This is a genomic window from Paraglaciecola arctica (assembly GCF_018861065.1).
Taxonomy (GTDB): Bacteria; Pseudomonadota; Gammaproteobacteria; order Enterobacterales; family Alteromonadaceae; genus Paraglaciecola; species Paraglaciecola arctica_B.
Genome location: NZ_JAHKQO010000049.1, coordinates 130,337 through 152,617 on the forward strand (window position 1 = coordinate 130,337; position 22,281 = coordinate 152,617).

Annotated in this window: 17 protein-coding genes; 10 read left to right on the forward strand and 7 right to left on the reverse strand. The window is 40.4% G+C overall.

The window, feature by feature from the left end; all coding sequences use genetic code 11:
* Nucleotides 1-2 precede the first annotated feature (2 nt).
* Both KO534_RS22030 and pepE read right to left on the reverse strand, forming a co-directional pair.
* Nucleotides 3-2,159 carry an alpha-glucuronidase family glycosyl hydrolase gene (locus tag KO534_RS22030; RefSeq protein WP_215933397.1) on the reverse strand — a complete coding sequence of 719 codons (2,157 nt, stop codon included), beginning with the start codon at nt 2,157-2,159 and terminating at the stop codon, nt 3-5.
* Between the two features lie 308 nt (nt 2,160-2,467).
* Nucleotides 2,468-3,172 (reverse strand): dipeptidase PepE, encoded by a 705-nt coding sequence (gene pepE / locus KO534_RS22035; protein WP_252732353.1) that lies wholly within the window; start codon nt 3,170-3,172, stop codon nt 2,468-2,470.
* 97 nt (nt 3,173-3,269) lie between these two features.
* Between pepE and KO534_RS22040 the strand changes: the two genes are divergently transcribed.
* The 4 genes from KO534_RS22040 to feoB all read left to right on the forward strand — a co-directional run bounded on the left by KO534_RS22040 (nt 3,270) and on the right by feoB (nt 7,474).
* Entirely contained in the window at nt 3,270-3,746 is a 477-nt protein-coding gene (locus tag KO534_RS22040; RefSeq protein WP_215933399.1) for a low molecular weight protein-tyrosine-phosphatase, read from the forward strand.
* Between the two features lie 130 nt (nt 3,747-3,876).
* Nucleotides 3,877-5,220 (forward strand): class II 3-deoxy-7-phosphoheptulonate synthase, encoded by a 1,344-nt coding sequence (locus tag KO534_RS22045; protein WP_215933401.1) that lies wholly within the window; start codon nt 3,877-3,879, stop codon nt 5,218-5,220.
* Between the two features lie 107 nt (nt 5,221-5,327).
* Nucleotides 5,328-5,558 carry a FeoA family protein gene (locus KO534_RS22050; protein WP_215933403.1) on the forward strand — a complete coding sequence of 77 codons (231 nt, stop codon included), beginning with the start codon at nt 5,328-5,330 and terminating at the stop codon, nt 5,556-5,558.
* A gap of 101 nt (nt 5,559-5,659) precedes the next feature.
* Nucleotides 5,660-7,474, forward strand: coding sequence for a ferrous iron transporter B (gene feoB, locus KO534_RS22055; protein ID WP_215933405.1), 1,815 nt, complete (start codon nt 5,660-5,662; stop codon nt 7,472-7,474).
* Between the two features lies 1 nt (nt 7,475).
* On the opposite strand, the gene KO534_RS22060 is transcribed toward feoB, so the two are convergent.
* Complete coding sequence (locus tag KO534_RS22060; protein ID WP_215933407.1) at nt 7,476-7,949, reverse strand: NYN domain-containing protein; 474 nt, start codon at nt 7,947-7,949, stop codon at nt 7,476-7,478.
* Nucleotides 7,950-8,397: 448 nt separating this feature from the next.
* Here KO534_RS22060 and KO534_RS22065 point away from each other — a divergent pair, with 448 nt between their 5' ends.
* Nucleotides 8,398-8,568 (forward strand): hypothetical protein, encoded by a 171-nt coding sequence (locus tag KO534_RS22065; RefSeq protein WP_215933409.1) that lies wholly within the window; start codon nt 8,398-8,400, stop codon nt 8,566-8,568.
* Nucleotides 8,569-8,639: 71 nt separating this feature from the next.
* Here KO534_RS22065 and KO534_RS22070 read toward each other — a convergent pair whose 3' ends face one another.
* The 4 genes from KO534_RS22070 to KO534_RS22085 all read right to left on the reverse strand — a co-directional run bounded on the left by KO534_RS22070 (nt 8,640) and on the right by KO534_RS22085 (nt 14,447).
* Nucleotides 8,640-10,226 (reverse strand): ABC-F family ATPase, encoded by a 1,587-nt coding sequence (locus tag KO534_RS22070; protein WP_215933411.1) that lies wholly within the window; start codon nt 10,224-10,226, stop codon nt 8,640-8,642.
* 135 nt (nt 10,227-10,361) lie between these two features.
* Nucleotides 10,362-12,470: a transglutaminaseTgpA domain-containing protein gene (locus KO534_RS22075; protein WP_215933413.1), complete on the reverse strand. Its 2,109-nt coding sequence runs from the start codon at nt 12,468-12,470 to the stop codon at nt 10,362-10,364.
* Nucleotides 12,463-13,518: a DUF58 domain-containing protein gene (locus tag KO534_RS22080; RefSeq protein WP_215933415.1), complete on the reverse strand. Its 1,056-nt coding sequence runs from the start codon at nt 13,516-13,518 to the stop codon at nt 12,463-12,465. Before KO534_RS22080 ends, KO534_RS22075 begins: the two co-directional genes overlap by 8 nt.
* An 8-nt stretch (nt 13,519-13,526) precedes the next feature.
* A complete protein-coding gene (locus KO534_RS22085) occupies nt 13,527-14,447 on the reverse strand; it encodes an AAA family ATPase (protein ID WP_215933417.1) in 921 nt (306 codons plus the stop codon).
* Nucleotides 14,448-14,623: 176 nt separating this feature from the next.
* Between KO534_RS22085 and seqA the strand changes: the two genes are divergently transcribed.
* From seqA to astE, 5 genes are all read left to right on the forward strand, one after another.
* Complete coding sequence (seqA, locus tag KO534_RS22090) at nt 14,624-15,193, forward strand: replication initiation negative regulator SeqA (protein ID WP_215933419.1); 570 nt, start codon at nt 14,624-14,626, stop codon at nt 15,191-15,193.
* 14 nt (nt 15,194-15,207) lie between these two features.
* Nucleotides 15,208-16,860 carry a phosphoglucomutase (alpha-D-glucose-1,6-bisphosphate-dependent) gene (gene pgm, locus KO534_RS22095; protein WP_215933421.1) on the forward strand — a complete coding sequence of 551 codons (1,653 nt, stop codon included), beginning with the start codon at nt 15,208-15,210 and terminating at the stop codon, nt 16,858-16,860.
* Between the two features lie 224 nt (nt 16,861-17,084).
* Nucleotides 17,085-19,556, forward strand: a complete 2,472-nt coding sequence (locus KO534_RS22100; protein ID WP_215933423.1) for a glycogen/starch/alpha-glucan phosphorylase — start codon at nt 17,085-17,087, stop codon at nt 19,554-19,556.
* Between the two features lie 237 nt (nt 19,557-19,793).
* Nucleotides 19,794-21,101, forward strand: coding sequence for a putative bifunctional diguanylate cyclase/phosphodiesterase (locus KO534_RS22105; protein ID WP_215933425.1), 1,308 nt, complete (start codon nt 19,794-19,796; stop codon nt 21,099-21,101).
* 107 nt (nt 21,102-21,208) lie between these two features.
* Nucleotides 21,209-22,276: a succinylglutamate desuccinylase gene (astE, locus tag KO534_RS22110; RefSeq protein ID WP_215933427.1), complete on the forward strand. Its 1,068-nt coding sequence runs from the start codon at nt 21,209-21,211 to the stop codon at nt 22,274-22,276.
* Nucleotides 22,277-22,281 lie beyond the last annotated feature (5 nt).

The window sequence follows — 22,281 nt, forward strand, 5'->3', positions numbered from 1 at the left end:
AACTACCCCTGACCAGGTGCATAAGGATGTTGCAGACTGCGAAAGTATTCCAAGTTTTGTTTTGGAGGCTCAAACGACTCTGGAAAAGGTCTTTTAGAAATAGATTGAAAATACAACATACACGCGTCTCGCCACCATTTCGCTTCCTTGAGTTGAATGCTTAAAGACATTGCCACTTGCTTAAATTGATTGGGTTCTATTTCACCTTGTAAAGAAGACCAAGTAGCTTGCATTTGAGCGACACCGGCTACACCTTTGTCATAGTGATGAGCTAAAGCTTGCCATAACGTTATGCCATTAGGCATTAAGTAGTCCCAGTCCAAGTGATGAAACCAAAGCAGTAGTTCCTGAGGGGTAGTGCTAGGGTCGGAAAAGCGTTTTTGCCAGTAGCGAGCATATTGTGAGACCCCGTTGGTACCAGAGGAAGTGCGGTTTAGACCAATTCCTTTTGCGTCAGCTCGGTGGTAATACGTTGGGTTCCAATCATCTCGGCCTAGGTTATTTACCCAAGGTCCTGGTCCAAAATGATGGCCTGTATCCATTAAATGGTGCAAACCTAGAGGGGTCATATAATCTACGACGTACTCTCTAGAGTGCATCATCATGGATAGAATTTTAGCACTTGCGCTGCCTTTCGTGGTTAAGGTCATGGCTATCCATTCTTTGGCAATATCTTCTGCTGTTAACTCGTGGTCCCAAGCAAGGCGCCCAAATACATACCAGTTTGCTTGCCCAAATATATGACCAGTCCAATTGCGGTCACTGCCAATATTGGCGACGCCCGCCATGGCAGTCAGCGAGTTGTTATGCAAACTACCGTCGATCACCTTTGATACAGTCGAGCCTTTGCCTAGGACATGGGTATCGGCCATAAGAGTTTCTTTGTACATAGTCCCCAAATAGGCTAAATGAGTACTAAAGCCCAGATACTCTTGGGTAATTTGAAATTCCATTGCCAATGAAGTTTCGGGAGTAGCCCCAAACAATGGACTAAAAGGCTCGCGCGGTTGAAAGTCGATAGGGCCATTTTTGACTTGAATACTGACATTTTGAGCGAACTTTCCGTCTAGTGGCACAAATTCGTTGTACGCTTGTAAACTGCGCTCAGTGTTTGAATTTTGGTTATAAACGAAGGCTCTCCATAACACAACTCCTCCAAAACCCTGTAAGGTTTTTGCTAACATATTAGCGCCTTGTGCATGAGTACGGCCATAGTCACCTGGACCGGGTTGCCCTTCGGAATTAGCTTTAACCAAATAGCCTCCAAAATCAGGGATAAGGCTATATATTTGATTAGTTTTTTGCTGCCACCATTGTTGTACTTCTTTGTTCAAGGGATCTGAAGTCGCTAAACCTCCTAGTTGTTGAGGCGAACTAAACTTCAAGCTTAAGTATATTTTGATCCCATAAGGTCTAAAAATATCGGCCAAGGCTTTAACTTTTTTTAAATATTTAGGTGTCAGTATAAGTGAGTCAGAATTGACATTTATTGGGACAACACCATTAATCCCAATGGAGGCATTAGCCCGAGCATAGTCGTAGTAGCGTTGCTCTTTATAATCGGGTAATTTATGCCAATCAAATATCGATTGTCCCGCATATCCTCGTTCAGCATGGCGGTTTAAGTCATCCCAGTGATTTAACATGCGCAATTTAACCTTAGGTTTTTGTACTATTGATAAATTTTCGATTGGCTGCATGTTCTGTAGCAAACGGATAAAGTGAAATGTGCCGTACAACAAACCAATATCTGAATTGGCGCTAATAAAAATGACACCCTCTTTATCTTTGATGACAAAGCCTTCATCACCAATATCGTTGAGATAGGGTAGCAACCAGAGTTCGTTAGCTATTAGTTGAGCTTTAGGGGCTATCACTAATTTTGAATTGATGGACCCAAAGTTGGGTTGTATGTTTAATAATCCCGTTGCCGCTAAACGCAATTCTTGTTGAACAATCGCAGCGGTTTTCGATTGGCTCCTAAGCTTTATATGTTGTAAATAGCTCTTGTACACTTTGTTTGCAGAGGTGTTTGTTATGGGGCCATATTTCAACCATAGGCGATATCCATCCTCGCCTTCAAAACCTAGTGTGGCAAAAGCGGGATGTGACACGGTTAAAATACTCAATAATAAAAATACGAAACAAACGGATTTCATTCCTCAAGCGACCTCATTTTTAGTTAACTTGGCGTGTGTAAGTTGCAAATTTGTTTGCAGTTGTACAATAAATTAACATATGCATTGAGTTGCTGAGGTTGATTCACGTTGTTTCGTTATTGCTAAACAACAAAACGTAAAAACTGTAACGCCACCACTAGATGGATTTAGCTCGTGTATTGGTGTGAAAGGCGGTTTCTGGACTACATTGAGTCAATCGAGATCATGCAGTTTTTTATGACACAACGAAAAAACTAGGATGTTCGCTACAAACTCGTAATCGAATTACCCGATAAATAGTGCCTGAACTAAGGTGTTAAATAACCATTTAGATGTTGCTCTGGTTTGATGATTTTTTGCGTCTCACCTTTAAACACTACTGCATCTAAATCACCTTTCAACCGTAGTGAATTGCCTTGCAGTAACAATGCACTGCCTTCATGAATACCAATAACGGGTATCTTAGGGTTCAAAATACAAAACTCTTGGATACGTTGCGCTCGACTTTCACCATTGTGACCTGGTGGTTGGAAGTCGCTGTAGTGAGGGTTAAGTTGAAAAGGAACAAAATTTAACGATTCGAAGCTAGGTGGTTGAATTATAGGCATGTCATTGGTGGTGCGAATGCTATTGCCGCAGATATTTGAGCCAGCGCTCCAGCCTATAAATGGTGAACCTTGAGATACCTGAAGTTTTAGAGCCTTAACTAAGTTTTGTTGGTAGAGTTGATTCAATAAATTAAAAGTATTACCTCCACCAACCATAATGGCTTGAGCATTGTTTATTGCCTCTTGGGCGTCGGGAAATTGATGAATGCCTTTTATATGGTAGTTCGGAAGCGCATTCTGTACTTTAGTGGTGTAGTCGTCCCAACTAATTGAAACCCCAGCAAATGGAATAAACACCACCTCTTTGATTTCCAACAAATGTTGATCTATCAATGGGATTGCATGCTGTAGATAGTCTTCACTACCTGCACGAGAACTGCTCAACATAAGCACACTTAGATTCATTTTTAATTTATTCCCTATTTGTACTAGACGCACAATTATAGACAGATAGAATAGTTTGCCTAGCGATAAACCCGTCAATCATAATTTAGGCTAATTCATGTCTGCTAATACTCCTTCGGTACTTTTTGTTTGTTTAGGCAATATTTGTCGTTCACCCAGTGCTGAAGCGGTTTTTAAGAAAAAAGCCGCTGAACAGGGGCTTTCCATTGAAATAGACTCAGCTGGTACCGCGGGCTATCACAAAGGGGCAGCACCAGATAAACGAGCTCAGGCTGTGGGAGAGGACAGGGGTTACAGTTTTAAAGGTCTAAAATGTCGTAAAGTAGTAGAACAAGATTTTGAAAAGTATGATTATATTTTGGGCATGGATAGCGAAAATGTAGCTAACTTGCTCGAGATCTGTCCCGAGGAATTTCAACATAAAGTGGGGTTGTTTTTAAGTTTTAGTCAATCTGAAGAACAACAAGTGCCCGACCCTTATTATGGTGGAAAAAGGGGATTTGAATATGTGTTGGATTTAATTGAACAAGGTGCTGATGGTTTTGTAGAACACCTTAAATCCTCCTCACCATAAGTTATCCATATATAGTTTAAGAATATATGCGTTTATGATTGAAATTTTAAGTTATTCCCTCTAAATTCTCGTCCCAGTTTGTTGGTTTGTTTTTTGATCAACTACCCCATAGATACTAAAAGGAAACATCGTGAGTCATTGGCAACCAGATAGTTGGCGTTCAAAGCCTATTTTGCAACAACCTACTTATGAAGATAAACAACACCTTAAGCAGGTGGAGGATACCCTTGGTAGTTATCCTCCTTTAGTGTTTGCTGCAGAGACTCGTGACCTTTATAAGCAGTTGGGCGATGTTGCAGAAGGTAAAGGGTTTTTGCTGCAAGGTGGTGATTGCGCTGAATCTTTTGATGAATTCAATGCGCCAAAAATTCGCGATACATTTAAAGTCATATTGCAAATGGCTATAGTGCTGACCTATGCGGGTCGATGCCCTGTGACTAAAGTTGCACGTATGGCTGGTCAGTATGCAAAACCTCGTTCAGGAGATTTTGAAACTATTGATGGAGTCTCTTTACCTAGTTATCGTGGCGATATTATTAACAGTTTTGAATTTACTGAAGCGTCACGTAAGCCAGATCCGCAACGTATGATTGAAGCGTATCACCGTGGTGCGTCTACTCTAAATTTACTGCGTGCATTTGCCCAGGGTGGTTTGGCTGATTTACACGAAGTGAACCGTTGGAACATGGCGTTTGTTGAAAATAATCCTCTAAAAGAACGTTACCATGATTTAGCTATGCGAATTCAAGACTCACTAGAGTTCATGAATGTCATGGGGATTAATTCAATCAACACACCTACATTGCATGAAACTAGTTTGTTTACTTCTCATGAAGCGTTGCTGTTGAATTACGAACAAGCACTGACTCGAGTCGATACTTTAACAGGCAATTGGTACAACTGCTCAGCGCATATGTTGTGGATTGGTGAGCGTACTCGTCAACTTGATCACGCGCATCTCGAGTTTTTCCGTGGGATCCACAATCCTATTGGTGTAAAAGTCGGACCAAGTATGCAAGAAGATGAATTAATTCAGCTGATTGATGCTCTTAATCCAACAAATGATCCAGGTCGATTAACCTTGATTACTCGTATGGGCGCAGACAACTTGGAGCAAAACCTACCAAAACTGTTGCGTCGCGTTAAGCAAGAAGGTCGTAAAGTGGTATGGAGTTCTGACCCTATGCATGGCAATACGTTTAAAGCGTCAAGTGGTTATAAAACTCGAAATTTCGATGCGATTTTACGTGAAATTCAACAGTTCTTTGCAGCACACAAAGCTGAAGGGACACACGCTGGTGGGATTCACTTGGAGATGACCGGTCAACACGTGACTGAATGCACAGGTGGCGCCTATCAAATCAGTGACGACGATTTGGCGCAAGCTTATCAAACTCAATGTGATCCAAGATTAAATGCTGATCAGGTGTTAGAAATGGCATTTTTGGTTGCTGATCACTTACGCCTTCCATAAAACGACTAAAAGTAGACCGCTTTGCAATCTGACGGGTTGCATAGCGGTTATCTAAAATGATATAAATGATAATTGTTTGTATTTGCGAAAAATAGTCTGGTAGCTGTATGACTCTGTGGGAAATTAAGAATAAACAATCTGCTTCAATAGATAGTCTCGATCCTAATCTAATGCCTGCAGTATTCGAACGTTTGAATGAAATGGGCTTTTCATCAGGGCAGGCCGTTCAGTGTTTGCGTCGTAGCCCTTTAAAAGGTCCTGTGGTACTGCAAGTGGGTGATTGTGTGTACTCTTTGGAGCAAAGCATTGCCAGTAGTATCAATATTAGTCTGAACTAAATTTTGTTTGACGTAATACCGCGTCAGGTTTTAATTAGTTGGTTTTGTTTGTCGGTTTTCAACCACTCACCTTCCCACCCAATAAATTTGAAAGGCACTCCATGAAAAACATTATCTTGGTTGGTAAACCCAATTCTGGTAAGAGCTTATTGTTTAATCAACTAACAGGTATGCGCCAAAAAGTGGCCAATTTCCCTGGGGTGACTGTTGAACTAAAAAGTGGTCAATTCGATGAATATCGATTGGTCGACTATCCCGGCACTTACTCATTAAAAAGTTTGTCAAAAGACGAAGAACTAGCCATCGAGAAGTTACATGAAGCGATGCACAGTGAAGATACCTCGTTAATAGTGTGTAACTTAGATGCAACTCGATTAGAAAGGAGTTTGGTGTTTGGGTTGCAAGTGAGGGATTTGGCATTCGAACACAACAAAGGTGTAATTTTCGCACTGAATATGATTGATGAAGTGCAAAGATTTGGACATCAAATTGACACTGATAAATTAGCTGCCGATCTGGGTTGTGCAGTATTTGCTATGTCTGCAAAAACCTTAATTGGACTACATGAATTTAAACTAGGCCTACTTGATGCCTGTAAACATCCACAAGACTTTGTACCTAACAAAGGTAATGATAGTGACACGCCAGTATTAGAAATTAGCCGCAAATTGTCTGCCCAGTATGGCATTAAGGCCGACGTTGTTTTAAAACAACAAAATCGAATTGATGACTTTTTGTTAAACAGTATGTTTGGCGGCTTAATCTTCCTGAGTATAATGTTTTTGCTATTTCAGAGTATCTTTACTTGGGCTAGTCCGTTAATGGATGGTGTCGAAACCATAATGACTGAATTGGCTATGTTGACTAGCCAGTTTCTGCCTTCGGGTATGGTAAACGATTTTGTTAGTGATGCTATGTTTGGTGGAGTAGGCTCGTTTTTAGTTTTTGTGCCGCAGATAATGGTACTTACTTTGATTATCGGCATACTTGAAGACAGTGGTTACTTGGCTAGAGCTGCGTTAATTTGCCACAAGCCGTTGAGCTTTTTTGGGTTATCTGGCAGAAGTTTTATTCCATATTTATCGGGCCACGCCTGCGCTATACCCGCCATAATGGCAGCGCGAACCATTGAATCACCTCGCAAACGAATGATTACTATGATGACGATCCCGTTAATGTCGTGTTCGGCAAGATTACCGGTTTATGCGCTGTTAATTGCGGTACTTATCCCAGATACAAAATATCTTGGAGGGTTGTTGAATTTACAGGGTATTACTTTCTTCATATTGTATTTTATCGGAATTTTTACCGCATTGCTGGTGAGTACATTGCTTACTAAACTTACTGATCTAAACAAAGATGAAACGGAAATGCCTTTTATCTTAGAGCTGCCGACTTATCGATTACCTCATTGGAAGCCCTTGATTCATCGTGTTTTAACCAGTGCCAAACAGTTTATTAGGCGTGCTGGTCCAGTTATTTTTATGGTTTCAGTTGTCATATGGTTCTTGGGATATTTTCCGGAAAATGGGAATTTGCAGTCTTCATATTTGGCTGCCATAGGTCAATGGATAGAACCCGTATTTGCTCCATTAGGACTAGATTGGCGTTATGGCGTCGCGATATTAGTTTCGTTTTTGGCCCGCGAGGTGTTTGTTGGCGCATTGGGAACCCTGTTTGGAATTGAAGGCGCCGATGAAAATATAGCGGGTTTGGCCGCTAATATTCAGCAAGATGGATTAACCCTTGGAGCGGGAATCGGGTTAATGTTGTTTTACGTTGTTGCTTTGCAATGTGTGGCCACGGTCGCCACACTTAAAGGTGAAACAGGCAGTGGCAAAATTGCATGGGGGCTATTTGCCGGGTATGGGCTATTGGCGTATTTTATCGCTTGGATAGCGGCAAGCCTCATTTAACCTATAACAACAACTCTGTTTCAATTTTGAAAAACTCGCCTGCTGCATTCACTAGGGATGTGGCGGTGAGTTGTGGAACGCCATATACTTGAGTCTTACAATGATATTTTTGGGTTACTTTTTTAAGTAACAAGTCAAAATCTCCGTCACCCGATAATAATATGATGGTATCTGCAATTTCTGCAGCTTCTAACACATCAATCGCAATACCTACATCCCAGTCACCCTTTGCTGAACCATCGCTACGCTGAATATAGGGTTTGAGTTTAATATTAAAGCCTATGTGTTTAAGCGCACTTTGAAACTTTTGTTGTTGTTCATCACCTTTATCAATCGCATAAGCATTGGCTAAGATAATGTCACCTTGATGATTGACGTGCTGCCAAAATCTGCGGTAGTTAAATTGTCGAGAATAAGCTTGGCGAGTGGTGTAGTAGATGTTTTGTACATCAACAAAGATGGCGATTTTTTCCAAAATAGGTACTCATTATTTATAAACTTCTTAATAGTAACACCTTTGGGTTGTTTCGAACGATGTTAAGAGTGTTGACCATTTAGTCAAATTAATGGTTGATTCGTTAAAAAAAGCCAAGTATATTACCCCATGGTCTGTTGAATCTCTCTCAACATAAACCTCGAATGTTTTGTCTTTCCTTGATCCAGTCAGCCAACATTAAAAACGTAATCTTTAGGTGCCAAAATATGGGTAATGTCCTACTGAATTACAATAACAAGCTGAATTATCGTACGACGAATTAGTGAGTAGTAAACATCCTAGCAAAGAATATTTGCAGATGTCTCATCGAGAAGAAACTTAAAGTTTTAGTAGTATCGTCAAAACTGTAATGAGCTTATTTTTAGTTTTTGACTATTAATGTATTCATTTTATGAAACAAAAGTAGTCATATTTAATGAGTTTAATTATGTCTTATACATACAACGGAACACAGATTTCGGTAATGTGCCCAGTGCACAACATATCTGTGAATAAATACAAAGTGGCATTTGCCGATAAAGCGGGCCAAAAAATGGGCACTTTTGCAAATACCTCTGAAGCAAAACAATTTGTTTCTTGGTTACTTAATATTAAGTAATTTGGTTGCAATACACATAAAAAAACCGGATTTTGATCCGGTTTTTTCATTTCTAGACTTTATAAAGTCGATTACACGCCCTGACTTGCTAAATAACTCTCATAGTCACCTTTAAAGTCGACTATGCCGTCAGGCTTTATATCGATAATCCGAGTGGCAACCGAGGAGACAAACTCTCTATCGTGACTGACGAAGAGTAGGGTACCTTTGTAGTTTTCTAGTGCTAAGTTCAAAGACTCAATGGATTCCATATCTAAATGGTTTGTGGGTTCATCCATGACCAAAATATTCGGTTTTTGGAGCATTAACTTACCAAACAACATGCGGCCTTGTTCACCACCAGATATCACTTTGACTGATTTAGTGATGTCGCTTTGGGAAAACAACAGTCTGCCTAAAGTACCGCGCATAACCTGTTCGTCGTCACCTTCTTGGGCCCACTGGTTCATCCAATCCATTAAGGTTTTATCTTCTTCAAAATCAGCTGCATGATCCTGAGCGTAGTAACCAATGTTGCTATTTTCAGACCATTTAACGCTACCAGCCGTTAAATCGGTGTCTCCTACTAAACATTTTAGTAGGGTGGTTTTACCCACACCGTTAGGCCCAATAATGGCAACTCTTTCACCTACTTCTACCATTAAATTTACGTTTTTATACAACTCTTCATCGTAACTCTTAGCTAAACCTTCTACTTCTAAAGCCAAGCGGTGTAATTTTTTGCTTTCTTCAAAACGGATAAAAGGGCTTTGTCGGCTAGAGGGTTTCACTTCGTCCAATTGAATTTTATCGATTTGACGAGCACGTGAAGTTGCTTGTTTCGATTTCGAGGCGTTGGCTGAGAACCGGCTCACGAAGGCTTTCAATTCAGATATTTGCGCTTTTTTCTTGGCATTGTCTGACAACAGGCGTTCACGAGACTGTGTCGCTGCTGTCATATATTCATCGTAATTTCCCGGGAACAAGCGAATTTCCCCGTAGTCGATATCTGCCATATGAGTGCAAACCGAGTTTAAGAAATGCCTATCATGGGAAATAATGATCATGGTGCAGTTACGTTCGTTGAGTACGCTTTCCAACCAGCGGATAGTATTAATATCCAAGTTATTGGTCGGCTCGTCTAGTAACATGATGTCAGGATCAGAAAATAATACCTGGGCCAATAATACTCGCAACTTCCAGCCTGGAGCGATTTCACTCATAGGCCCAAAATGTTGCTCTACTGGAATGCCTACACCAATTAACAGTTCGCCCGCTCTTGATTCGGCTGTGTATCCGTCCATCTCCGCAAATTCAGATTCTAAATCGGCCACTCTAATGCCGTCTTCTTCGGTCATATTGGGGTTGGCATAAATCGCATCCCGCTCTTCTTTGACCTTCCAAAGTTCGCCATGGCCCATCACGACAGTATCGATTACGCTGTAATCTTCGTAAGCAAACTGGTCTTGCTTAAGTTTACCGATACGTTCACCGGGGTCCACAGACACATTGCCAGCTGAAGGCTCTAAGTCGCCACCAATAATTTTCATGAAGGTGGATTTCCCACAACCATTGGCGCCAATTAGGCCATATTTATTGCCATTGCCAAATTTGGCAGAGACATTTTCAAATAAAGGCTTTTCGCCAAATTGGATGGTAATATTTGCGGTCGTAAGCAAGGTAGATTCCCCAGTAATAATATTTGGCTTTGGTTTGCCAACGCACTCATTATTGTGCTGATTAGGTTGACTAATTAAATGGCTAAAAATTCGGCGCGCATTATGCCACAGAAATAGCGTTATCGCTAAGGGGGCTTAGGTTCTTTTTATCCTATTTGTATCAGCTTTGAGCAATCCCGTTTTTAATTGGGTTAAATACCGTCGCATCATTCGATGGCACTGTTTGACATTTAATACAGACGTACTTGTATCTTGAATATTTTGATAGGACAGCCGCAAATACAACTGTGTGATATGCGTAAAAGGTTCACTGACTATCGTCGGATAATGCTCATTGATTTGTTGGTTAAACGCATTAGGCCCTTGCCAAGTGGCTCGTTGGGTGCCTGTTTTTTCGATGGCATTTAGGGCCTTTAAGTACAATCGTTGTGTTGTGCTACCGCGGTTTTGCAACCAATGCGGGACAAAAAACAAACTGAGTAACAAAGCAATTATCAAAACTATTCCGAGTCCTAACATGGACAGGCGTTCTGGGGTGAGCTTACCTAGAATAGACTTAAACAAATCCCTTTGAGTTTGACTATTAAAGCCTAAAACCCAGCGGCTCCAGTTATAATCTAAATCTGCCAAAAACAATCTAATATTGTTGAGCCACGCTATGTTGGTGAGCCGTGCTAGGGCAAAAGGGGAGTCTGCTAAAAAGCTACCTTCCTCTAACATGGCTTGTCGTAACCCATATTCTATTCTGTCGGGCGACACTAGCGCGGTAGGATCGATACGTTGCCAGCCAGTAGTATCGCTCCACGACTCCACCCAGGCGTGAGCATCATATTGGTAGACACTCAAATAGGCGGAGTCTCCAGGATTAGTGATTAGCTCTCCTCCTTGATAGCCCGTCACTATGCGAGATGGAATTCCCCCTAATCTAAGTGCATAGGCTAGTGCGCTAGCATAGTGGCTACAAAATCCTGCCTGATTATCAAATAAAAACCTGTCAATAGGATCAACCAACATTACTTCTGGGCGCAAGGTATACACAAATGGGTTATCGACAAAGTGCCGCAATATTGCCTGTATAAAACTAGGGTTATCTGGAAATTGCGAACGAAGGTGGCTGACCCAATCTCGAGTTTTTTTATTACCTTGTTCTGGTACTTGTAGATTAACGCGTTTGTCCGCCAGAGTCAGAGTTTGGCTGCTTAATGCATTGGGATAAGAACGCACCTCATACTGAAATTTATTTGCTAGGGGTTGCTGACTAAACAATTGAAAATCACTGCTTTGTAAAATATTTCTGCTGCCTCGAGGCCCGGTGGGTTGAGCAAGGTCTAACGCAAATAACCAAGATTGGAAGGTGGGCTCAGCGATGACTGTGTAATCAAAATAAGGGCCCGTTAACTTAGGCTTAAATTGCTGTTTGGTTTTCAATTGAAGCTCGCGCATTTTCTGACGATATTGATGCACTTTCCATGTTTTGCCATCAAAGTCTTCCATTACTATGGCGCGCCAATATCGTTGTTGAGCAATAGGCGGGATGTTTTCAAAAGTAGCTCGAAATGCTAATTCACTGGATTGTGAAAGAGCGGCAATATCCCCAGGAGTAATTTGTTCGGATAACCCAGTACTTGCTCCATTGGCTTTTGGAGTGTGCCATAGAGGTGACAATTGCGGTAGCACTAGAAACATTAGTAGACCAATAGGAAAAGCCTGCAAACTAAGCACTGATATAGTCTTTATATGTTTTTGAACTGCAATGGATGGGGCGTGGTAACAAGCCAAGCTGAATAAAATAACTAAACTCATTAAGCCATAAAATAGGCTAAAACCAATAGATTGGTTAAAAATAAATCCACAGCCAATTAAAAAAAACAAACTAATAATTAATTGGTAGACGTCTTTTTGACTACGCATTTGCATCAGTTTTAAAGCACACGCAAGTACCAATAAATTAACCATGCCAAATAACAAACCCGCATTTAGGGCTGAGTAAATTAAACCCAGTATACTCAGTAGCGCCAGTAAATTTAAGGTTCGAATAGAGGGTAAGTGTTTGTAATATTTAAAATAAATAGCTCCGCGTATAACAGTGCCACAAGTTACCAGTAATAATATCCAAGTGAGTACCGTCGAAAAAAGACTAAAACTAATGAGCACCAATGTTGCCGCTATAAGTAGCAGCGCTATATTTTTAGAAGATTGCAGCGAGTGCTGTTTCTTGGATTCTAAATTTTGCTTATTAGACATTGGTAACATTCCCGTTGGGGAAATTCGCTAAGGCTTGTAAGCAGGCCAGTCTATGATCGTTGCCATTATTGGGCGCGATACAATGGTCGCCTAAATCTAACCCAAAGGTTTGCTGCAAACGACTCAATTCGATGACTTGATAACACAATTTGCTTAGCTCTTTTTCTAAGGCTACTACAGGGGCATTGTTAGAATTTAACAAGGGACGTTTTGCATAGTCACTGGATAGTTTAAGCCAACCCAACTGGTGACCTGCAGAATCAAACTGTTTACTCACCATTCCGCGGCCTTTGGCTAGCTGTTTCCATGCGACATGATTTAACGGTTCGCCTAATTGATAGGTTTTAAGATGGGAAAAATCATCGTGCCCAGATAGTGAATTAGCACTTGTGGCATTGTCGTTAGTTCTATTGTGTTCACTTAGGTGTAACTGTATCTCACAAGGTATGGGTTTAGGAAAAACCGTAATTTGGTGAGTAAAAGCCAAATGTGTCCAACAACGATATAATCCCAAAGGATAGAAGCTTTCTACCGTGACCCTAGACAGTGTCAATTTTCCACGCTGTTGACACTTTTGACTTAAGCTAATTGGATTCGAAAACAAATCAGCATCAACCACAGTCGTTGCCGGTAATACGTGAATTTTAATAGACTGTTTAGATTTTTGTTTGGTTTTTTGAAAGGTAAAATGCAATAAGCCGTGTGCTGTATTGTCGCTGTTGTTGGTATTTAACCACAGCGGAATATGTAAGTTGTCATCAACGAAGACTTCGGGACACTTTCCTATTTTTAAATTGATACGCGCAAAATTGATATAGCTAGCCAGCAAATTCACTAAAAATATCGCTAACAAAAAATAGCACAGTAACAGCATCAAATTATTTTGATAATTGGTACCAAGCAAAAACAATAATACGCATAACGACAAGAATAAAACCCCGAATTTAGAGGGTAAAATGAAAATGCTATGATGGTTTAGTTGATGTTGTGCTGCGGCTGGAATGCGTTTATTTAACCATTTATTCCAGTAATTGTTTATCACTGTCATAGTCTTGTCTAAGCTGCAATGGGATCAATAGATTCGAGCAATATTTTACTCAGGCTTCCTTGAGTACTAAAGTCACTTGAAGCACTACGTAACCTGTGTTCAGCCACAGACGAAAGCACCGCCTGTACATCTTCAGGGATCAAAAAATCTCGGTTATTGATAAAGGCCCAAGCTTTCGCCGAACTTAATAAGGCTTTTGTTGCTCTTGGCGACAAGGGGTTGGCAAATTGATTACTTTCGCGACTAAAGGTGACTAAACGCAAAATGTAATTGAGTAATTCATCAGACGCATGTACCTGACTGGCTTTCACTTGCAACTCAATGAATTCAGCAATGTCCATTACCGTTTTTACAGTATGTTGGCCATCGCCCAATTGGGCTTTTAGCATGCTTTTTTCAGCCTCTTTGTCGGGGTATCCCAGTTGAATTCGCATTAAAAACCGATCCAATTGAGACTCAGGTAGAGGATACGTGCCCGATTGATGTGAAGGGTTCTGAGTACCAATTACAAAAAATGGAGAAGGTAGAGGGCGAGTTTCGCCATCCAAACTGACCTGTCGTTCTTCCATTGCTTCAAGCAGTGCACTTTGAGTCTTAGGACTGGCGCGGTTAATCTCGTCTGCCAATACTAACTGATTAAAAATGGGTCCTGGATGGAAACGAAAACTCTGTTCGTTATTGTCAAAAATGTTGATGCCTAACATATCTGCTGGCAGCAAATCTGAGGTGAATTGAATCCGTGAATACTCTAACCCCAATACTTTTGCCAAAGTATGCGACAAAGTGGTTTTGCCCATTCCTGGTAAATCTTCAATTAACAAGTGACCATTTGCCAACAAGCAGGTTAACGCCAATTTAATCTGCGGTTGTTTTCCAATTAACACCTGACAAGATTGTTCTATGGCCATAGCCAATTTGTTATGCAGCATAAAATTTGAGTATCCGAAGAATTAATAATGTTGGGCGAATCAATATTTTAGCGCAAATTAGTCTAATTTTTGGTGGTTTAGCTAATACTTGTGTATGAAATTAAATTAATCGATGATTTGATTGTGGCAATAAGTATAATCTAGCCACATGTGCACAGTTTAAAATAATAAATTTCATGAAAAGTATTCAAATAGAAGACGATCTTTACCACTTTATAGCCTCACAAACCCAAGATATCGGTGAAAGCGCATCAGATATTTTACGCCGACTTGTTATGCCAGAGTCGCTACTCAATACAGACAACAAAAGCGTTTCAGAAAAAGTTACGCCAGATAGCACTGTCACTAATCCAATAAGCAATACACAAAGTGCTGATTCGATTTGTCAGTCGGCGGCTGTTTTTAGTGAGCTTGAAGGCCAGCAGTTACAAGCTATTCCTAAAATTGTAGAAAGGTGGTTGTTAGTGTTATCGATTATCCACAAACACAACACCCAGCAGTTTGCTAAAGTGTTGGGAATGAGTGGGCGCAATAGAACCTATTTTGCGACTGATAAGGACACCCTATTAGGAACCGGCAGCAGTACTAATCCTAAAAATGTGCCAGGCTCTGATTATTGGGTGATAACCAACAACAACACTGCGAAGAAAATTAATATGCTCAAAGAAGTGGCTGAGCAAGTCGGTTTTAAATCGGCGGAAATACAACAACTAATCGAGATTTTTGCCCCCGAACATATTGAATAAATAAAAGGATCACTATGGCTCTACATCCAGAAGCAGGAAAACCCGCAAGTAAAGAGCAGTTGGTCAATGTGGCTAAATTGACTAGCGCCTATTATACCAATCAACCGAAGAAGGGAGACAGTACTCAAGCGGTCTCTTTTGGAACATCTGGACATCGCGGTAGTGCATTGTTAAATACCTTTAATGATAACCATATCGCGGCAATCAGTCAGGCGCTGGTAGAGTATAGGCAAGAGCAAGGTATCACTGGTCCTTTATATATGGGAATGGATACTCATGCATTGTCAGAGGCTGCGTTTTCAACTGCCGTTGAAGTGTTAGCCGCTAATGGTGTGTCTTTAGTGGTACAAGAAGCCCGTGGTTATACTCCAACCCCTGTCATATCCCATGCTATTTTGCAGCACAACGCGAATTCACCTCAGAAACAAGCTGATGGAGTTGTGATCACGCCTTCACATAACCCCCCCGAAGATGGTGGTTTTAAATATAACCCTCCCCATGGCGGACCCGCAGACAGCGATGTGACTAACCTTATTCAGCAGCGAGCCAACGAAATTATCAGCAATGACATGGCAGACGTTAAACGCATGAGCTTAAACGATGCGTATGACTCTGTTTATGTTAAAGAAATTGATTTCGCAGAAGATTACATTGCTCAATTAGATCAAGTTATTGATATGCAAGCGATTGCCAAAGCTGGGTTAGTTTTGGGTACTGATCCGTTAGGCGGTGCAGGGTTAGGTTATTGGGACAGAATAGCGCAGCGTTATGGATTAAACATTGAGGTGGTTAATCGTAACGTTGATCAACAATTTGGGTTTATGCGTCGCGATAAAGATGGAAAAATTCGTATGGATTGTTCATCTCCTTATGCAATGGCCGGCTTGATTGACTTAAAAGATAAATTTGATGTTGCTTTTGGTAATGATCCTGATTTCGATCGACATGGTATTGTGACCCCGAAAGGGGGGTTGATGAACCCCAATCATTATTTGGCAGTGGCTATTCAATACCTGTATCAACATCGAACAGATTGGCCGCAGGATATCAAAGTAGGAAAAACTTTGGTATCAAGCAGCATGATAGACCGCGTGGTGACGAGTCTAGGACGCGAATTGGCTGAGATGCCAGTTGGTTTTAAATGGTTTGTTGGCGGGTTATTAAACAGCGAAATTGGCTTTGCTGGTGAAGAAAGTGCGGGTGGTATATTTTTGAGGCGTAATGGTAAACCTTGGGCAACAGACAAAGATGGGATTATCTTGTGTTTGTTAGCTGCCGAAATTATTGCGGTGACTGGAAAGGATCCTAGCGAACATTATCAAGCACTTACCGAACAATTTTCAGCCCCAGTTTATACTCGTATTGATGTGGCAGCGAATCACGCTCAAAAACAAGTACTAAGTAAGATGGACAAAAGTGTCATTCAATCCACGGAACTTGCTGGAGAAACCATTACAAACATTCAGACTCACGCGCCAGGAAACAATGCCGCTATCGGTGGAGTAAAAGTCAGCACTGAAAATGGATGGTTTGCGGCGCGTCCATCAGGAACCGAAGAAATATACAAAATATACGCTGAAAGTTTCAATGGATCTGAACATCTTGATTTATTGGTTAAAGAAGCCCAAGCCTTGGTGGAACAAGTATTTAAAACAGCAAATGTTTAAATTTAAGAGTTAAATTGTTGTCCTATTGTAAAAAGCATACGTGTTTTGATGTGAATACGTATGTTTTTGTGTTTTGTTAACGTTTTTTTAACAACTCTTCGCAAAAAATCCTGCTAAAACTGTCATATTAAATTTATCTGTAATTTTATTACGTCATTTAAAACCTAATTTCGAATATTTCTCGGGGCAAGTGGCGTGGTAATAACCCAAATTTGAGGTGTGATATGAGCGCAAAAAAGTCAGTTTCTGAAACTTCTTCTTTACCCAAAAAAGCGATTAAAGAAGCGATTGTTCGACATTTACATTGTTCTTTAGGAACCGATGAAAACAAAGCCAATAACCACGCGTGGTGGAAAGCAACCTGTGCATCAGTACAGGAACATGTTTTAGAGCAATTACGTAAGACTCAAAAATCACACTATCTAAACGACACGAGAGCGGTACATTATTTTTCTGCCGAATTCTTAATGGGCCGTTTGATGTCTAATAACCTACATAATTTAGGTTTGTTTGAACAAACAGACCAAGCCTTAAACGAGCTAGGCGTTAACCTTACCGACATTATGGAAGAAGAGCCTGATATGGCATTGGGTAATGGTGGATTGGGACGTTTAGCCGCATGTTTTATTGATTCATTAGCGACCCTTGATCTACCTGCAGTAGGTTATGGGTTACATTATGAACATGGCTTGTTCCGTCAAGAAATCAAAAATGGCAAACAGATAGAACGTCCCGATAGCTGGCGAGACTACGGAAACCCTTGGGAAATTTGTCGTCCGGAGTCGATACAAGAAATACCTTTGTACGGTTACGTCGAAACTAAATACGGAGAGAATGGTGGAATAAGAAAAGAATGGCATCCAGGTCTAATCGTTAAAGGTTTACCATGGGACATTCCAGTAGTTGGTTATGGCGGAAAAACCGTTAATGTATTGCGTTTATGGCAAAGCCAAGCATCTGATTACTTTAACTGGGACGTATTTAACGCGGGTGGTTACGTGGATGCACAAAAGGAAAATGTGCAAGCAGAGACTATTTCCAAAGTGTTGTACCCAAATGACGAAACTGAGGCAGGTAAAGAGTTAAGGTTAATTCAACAATATTTCTTTAGCGCCTGCTCACTCAAAGATATTATTCGTCGCTACAAACGAGCACACGGCAAAGATTGGAGTCGCTTTTCAAGCCAAGTAGTGATTCAACTTAATGACACTCACCCTGCCATTGCCATACCTGAATTGATGCGGATTTTATTAGACAGGGCTGAGCTTGATTGGGATAACGCATGGGAAATTTGTAGTAAAAGTTTTGCTTATACCAATCATACTTTGTTACCAGAGGCGCTAGAAAAGTGGCCCGCGCGTATGTTCGAAAAAATTCTGCCAAGGCATTTGGAAATCATATACGAAATTAATCACCGTTTTATGAACGAAGTCGAAAAACAATGGCCTGGCAACAACGTTATTAAGCAGAAGTTATCTATCATCGAAGAAGGCAATGAGAAGATGATACGCATGGGGAATTTATCGGTCATTGGTTCATTTAAGGTCAATGGTGTGGCCGAAATCCATTCTGCACTAGTGAAGAAAAACCTATTCCCAGAATTTCATAATATGTGGCCGGATAAACTGACGAATGTTACTAATGGCATTACACCGCGTCGTTGGTTAAAGGCATGTAATCCAAAGTTATCAGCTTTGATTGATGAAAAAATTGGTGACGATTGGCCGTTGAATTTGGAAAAGTTAGAGCAATTGAGTCAATTTGCTGACAATCCCAAGTTTCAAAAACAATTCATGAAAATTAAACATGAAAACAAAGTCGCATTGGCAAAAGAAGTCTTAGCGCTTACAGGAATTGAAATTGATCCCAAAGCAATTTTTGATGTACAAATTAAACGATTGCATGAATATAAACGTCAACACCTTAACCTATTACATATCATGGCGTTATATCGTCGTTTATTAGAAGATCCCAGTTACGATATGCAACCACGAGTATTTTTGTTTGGGGCTAAAGCGGCTCCAGGATACAAGTTAGCCAAAGACATTATTTACGCAATCAACCAAGTGGCTGAAAAGATAAATAACGATAAACGCGTCAATGGCAAAATCAAGGTGGTATTTTTGCCCAACTATCGAGTCAGCCTAGCTGAAAAAATGATCCCAGCTGCTGATATTTCTGAACAAATTTCTACTGCTGGTCTAGAGGCGTCAGGCACCGGAAATATGAAGTTATCACTCAATGGTGCATTAACAGTCGGGACTTTAGACGGTGCGAACATCGAGATTGCCGAAGAAGTGGGTGATGAAAATATATTCATATTTGGGTTAACAGTAGACCAAGTCCATGAACTCGATCAGATTGGTTACACACCCTACAATTTTTATTACAACAACAAAGAAATTAAAGCGGTCTTAGATTGGCTTGAAACAGATTATTTTACCCCTGGTAAACCGGGGGCTTTAGCGCCAATAAAACATAGTTTATTAGAAGGCGGGGACCCGTATAAAGTGTTGGCGGACTTTGAGTCTTACTCGCAGGCACAGCAAAGCGCCGACAAGGCATACGCTGATAAAGCAGGCTGGGCTAAAATGGCAATCTTAAATACGGCGCGTATGGGGAAGTTTACTTCAGACCGCTCCATTAAAGATTACGTTGAAAAAATTTGGCAACTACAACCTTGCTCAGTAGATTAATTTCAGTGTTTACAAATGAATATTTATACTAGGGTCTAATCTATAGGTTTGACCCGATAGGTTAATATTTTGTAAAACAAAAGCTCAAACAAAAGTTTGAGCTTTTTTATTAGTAAAAGTGTGTAATAATTTACTCAAGATTATCGGTTCTAAGCCGATAAATTATTATTAAAGTTAAAGGGATTTAGCTAGGGCATAAATATCTGACCTGAATCACTAGTAAGGCAATCTTTTTTAATGCAGCATGAGTCATTAATAACCATTCCCAATCGGTATGTCTTTTTGGGGGAAATAGAACAGCTTCTTAAAGTAGATACCGAGCAATCTATATTATTGATTGATATTGTGCGTTTTTCTGATGTCAGTAGCAGCTTCGGTTACGAATATGGTGACAGAGTATTATTAGAAATTGCTAATCGAATTGCTTTTTTATTTAACGACAACGCAATTTTTGGTCGAATTAGTGGTGATGTTTTTGGTTTGGTTTTGACGGGGGCTCATCAGCAAAACCAGCTTTATGATTTTTATACACACTTAGTACAACATTTCAAAATTCCTATTCAATGTGATGATCACGCCTTTATAGCTGATTTTAATGTGGGTACAGCAACTAATCCGAAAAATAATACTGATATAAATAATTTCTTTTCTTTGGCTGAAACCGCTTTAAAGCAGGCCAAAGACAATAAGTTTGATAATTTTCAATATGCACAAAACTCCATTCATAATTCGTCGGGTAGAGCTTTAGCGTTAAAAGCGGATATCACTCGTGCTTTGGATCAGAATGAATTAGAGATCTACTTTCAACCTAAAATTGAATTAAGTACTCTACGTATCATTGGTGCTGAGTGTTTGTTGCGTTGGAATCATCCATTAGATGGGCTGATTTTTCCAGGCGCCCTGATAGAAGCAGCCGAATCATACAATATGATGAATGAGTTGGGGTATTGGGTATTAGAACAAGCCTTCGTTAGTGCCGCACATCTTAATAGTTTGGGGTTACCATTGAAAATTGCGGTGAATATGTCGCCTTCGCAATTATATGATTTGAAATTTGCAAGTAATCTCAGAACAATGTCACAAAAACACCAAGTAGAATTATCACAATTTGAATTAGAACTGACAGAAGACGTGGCTTTATCAAATTCGATTTTAGTTAAAAAACAACTATCACAAATTCGTGCACTTGGAGCAACCATTGCCATCGACGATTTTGGTAAAGGATACTCCAACCTCGCTTATTTGCGTGATATTGAGATTGATACTATTAAAATTGATAAATCGTTTATTATGCAAATTGACGAAAGCCCAGTGAATCGAGCGATAGTAGAGGCCAGCAAGTTGATTGCTGAAGCCGCAAAATGTCAGTTAATAGCAGAAGGTATTGAGAGTATTCAGCACTTGCATATTCTCCGTGAAATTGGGGTTTTGTCAGGTCAAGGCTATCTATTTTCTAAGGCGATACCTATGCATGAGTTTGTTGAGTTGGCTAGCAAGGATCTTGCAGTGGGTACATCATTTGTTCGCCAATATCACCTCGCTTAATTGGCTGTGGTGAATTCCAACTAGTGTGTAAAAGTGGAGAGTTAACACGCGGTTTAGCGTAACATTAAGTCTTTAGAAATAAATTCTGAGGTCACCACAAACTCTTTATGCAAACACAAACCAACACGTCTATTCAAGATACTATCCGAGAACTAAAACAACAGGGTAATTTTCTGGCGTTATCGCGGACTGCTGATTCACGTTTTTCAAGTGCTTTTCAATTTCTTATCGAAACCCATACCCAAGTTACGGTGGTAGCAAAGGGGATTATTAGCTTTGAGCCTATCGCTGAAAGTACCAAAGATATTGTGCTTTCTTGCGGGGTGCACGGTAATGAAACCGCTCCTATCGAGATATGTGATGATTTAGTTAGGGATATATTGACGGGTAAAACAATTGTTAAGCAACGAACCTTATTTTTATTTGGTAATTTGCCGGCAATGGACATAGCGGAACGTTTTGTTGAAGAAAATATGAATCGCCTGTTTAGTGGCGAGCATAATAATCTACCCACAGGGCAGAAAATGAATCACGAAAGGTGCCGCGCGAAGCAGTTAGAAGAGGCGGTAAAACACTTTTATTTGGATGTTGAAACTGAACCACAGCGTGAGCGCTTCCATTATGATTTACACACCGCTATTCGCGCCTCTAAAAACGACAAGTTTGCTGTGTATCCATTCTTAAATGGTAAAGCCTGGGACAAATACCAGCTGCAAATTTTGTTAGCCTGTGGTGTGAATACCATTTTATTGTCTGGCAGCGCAACCACTACTTTTAGTTATTATTCTAGCAATGAGTTTAACGCCCATGCCTTTACAGTTGAATTGGGCAAGGTCATGCCGTTTGGACAAAATAATATGCAAAATTTTAGCGAAGTAGTGGTCACTCTTACAGCGCTAATTTGTGACGAAGATTTACAGCTTAAAAATTATTGTTCTGACGACTTTTTGATTTATAAGGTGAACCAAGTCATCAATAAACGACACGCTGACTTTGAACTGAATTTTGCATTAGAAACCCCCAATTTTAGTGACTTTCCTAAAAATCACTTGTTAGCATTTGAAAGTGGCATGGAGTACCGAGCGCAATATGACGGCGAAGCGATTGTGTTTCCTAACGCCAGCGTTGAAATTGGGCAACGTGCCTTATTAACCGTTATTCCAACCCAGATATAGGGCCG

Bases quoted from the DNA above. Each gene is read 5' to 3' on its own strand.
- KO534_RS22030 (WP_215933397.1), bottom strand. From the start codon at position 2,159: ATGAAATCCGTTTGTTTCGTATTTTTATTATTGAGTATTTTAACCGTG.
- pepE (WP_252732353.1), bottom strand. From the start codon at position 3,172: ATGAATCTAAGTGTGCTTATGTTGAGCAGTTCTCGTGCAGGTAGTGAA.
- KO534_RS22040 (WP_215933399.1), top strand. From the start codon at position 3,270: ATGTCTGCTAATACTCCTTCGGTACTTTTTGTTTGTTTAGGCAATATT.
- KO534_RS22050 (WP_215933403.1), top strand. From the start codon at position 5,328: ATGACTCTGTGGGAAATTAAGAATAAACAATCTGCTTCAATAGATAGT.
- feoB (WP_215933405.1), top strand. From the start codon at position 5,660: ATGAAAAACATTATCTTGGTTGGTAAACCCAATTCTGGTAAGAGCTTA.
- KO534_RS22065 (WP_215933409.1), top strand. From the start codon at position 8,398: ATGTCTTATACATACAACGGAACACAGATTTCGGTAATGTGCCCAGTG.
- KO534_RS22075 (WP_215933413.1), bottom strand. From the start codon at position 12,470: ATGTCTAATAAGCAAAATTTAGAATCCAAGAAACAGCACTCGCTGCAA.
- KO534_RS22080 (WP_215933415.1), bottom strand. From the start codon at position 13,518: ATGACAGTGATAAACAATTACTGGAATAAATGGTTAAATAAACGCATT.
- KO534_RS22085 (WP_215933417.1), bottom strand. From the start codon at position 14,447: ATGCTGCATAACAAATTGGCTATGGCCATAGAACAATCTTGTCAGGTG.
- seqA (WP_215933419.1), top strand. From the start codon at position 14,624: ATGAAAAGTATTCAAATAGAAGACGATCTTTACCACTTTATAGCCTCA.
- pgm (WP_215933421.1), top strand. From the start codon at position 15,208: ATGGCTCTACATCCAGAAGCAGGAAAACCCGCAAGTAAAGAGCAGTTG.
- KO534_RS22100 (WP_215933423.1), top strand. From the start codon at position 17,085: ATGAGCGCAAAAAAGTCAGTTTCTGAAACTTCTTCTTTACCCAAAAAA.
- KO534_RS22105 (WP_215933425.1), top strand. From the start codon at position 19,794: ATGCAGCATGAGTCATTAATAACCATTCCCAATCGGTATGTCTTTTTG.
- astE (WP_215933427.1), top strand. From the start codon at position 21,209: ATGCAAACACAAACCAACACGTCTATTCAAGATACTATCCGAGAACTA.